The sequence below is a fragment of the Stenotrophomonas sp. HMWF003 genome, assembly GCF_003061285.1.
Classification (GTDB): Bacteria; Pseudomonadota; Gammaproteobacteria; order Xanthomonadales; family Xanthomonadaceae; genus Stenotrophomonas; species Stenotrophomonas maltophilia_AP.
This window is the reverse complement of sequence record NZ_QAIW01000442.1, coordinates 1-814: the sequence shown is the minus strand read 5'-3', so window position 1 is coordinate 814 and position 814 is coordinate 1. Positions and strand designations below refer to the sequence as shown.

The window sequence follows — 814 nt, the reverse complement described above, 5'->3', positions numbered from 1 at the left end:
GGCCCAGGCCACCGACCTGCACCTGACCTGGGTGGACACCACGGTGCCCGCCGACACCCACTTCCCGCCGGTCGACCCGGCACTGTGGGTAGAAGTGGCACGCCAGCACCATCCGGCCGATGCACGGCATGCGGCCGCATTCGACTTCGTGGATTACACACGACGCCCGACGCGGCTTGCGCGGTAACCAATGGGCGCATGGCGATGCGCTGATTCAATCGGCGCCTCCCGTTTCGGTGTGCGCGGCGCGTCCTTGCAGTGGCCAGCGCTCAGGCGGGCGGCCGGTAATGGCCGATGATGGTGTGGGCGAACAGCAGGTCTTCTTCCTGCGTGCCGCGCGCGATGTTGTGCAGGATCAGCGGGGTGCCGTCGCTGCGTCGCCGGTCGGAGACGATGCCTACGTGCAGCAGCCCGCTGCCGCTGAGCTTCCAGGCCACGATGTCCCCGGCGGCGAAGTCGGCCGCCTGGCGCGACGCGGGTTGCTGCCAGCCCTGGCGTTCGAACCAGCGCATCAGGTTGGGCACGCGGCGATGGTCGATGTTGCGGTCCGGCCGCGACAGACCCCACAGCGCCGGGTAGGCGCTGAACGCGCCGCGCATGTCCTCGTGGATACGTTGCTGCAGATCCAGGCCTTGGGTGCGCAGGGCGCGCACGATCACATCGGTGCACACGCCGCCGTCGATGGGGACGTCGCCACCGGGATAGCCCAGGACGGCATAGGCCGGGTCGTAGCGCACGGTCTGCCCGATCTGGCTGCGGGCGGCAACCACCAGCGGCGGTGACGGGAGCGACGATGGCCGTGCGGCGGGGGTGG

At 70.1% G+C, this 814-nt stretch carries 2 protein-coding genes; one reads left to right on the top strand and one right to left on the bottom strand.

All coding sequences use genetic code 11. From position 1 onward, the window contains the following. Positions 1 to 187: dihydrofolate reductase (locus DBR34_RS24130; protein ID WP_258224152.1), on the top strand; the 187-nt coding region annotated here is incomplete at its 5' end. An 82-nt stretch (positions 188 to 269) separates the two neighbouring features. Here the strand turns inward: DBR34_RS24130 and DBR34_RS19510 are convergent. After that, the coding region (locus DBR34_RS19510; RefSeq protein ID WP_146186891.1) for a DUF1287 domain-containing protein at positions 270 to 814 on the bottom strand (545 nt) is incomplete at its 5' end.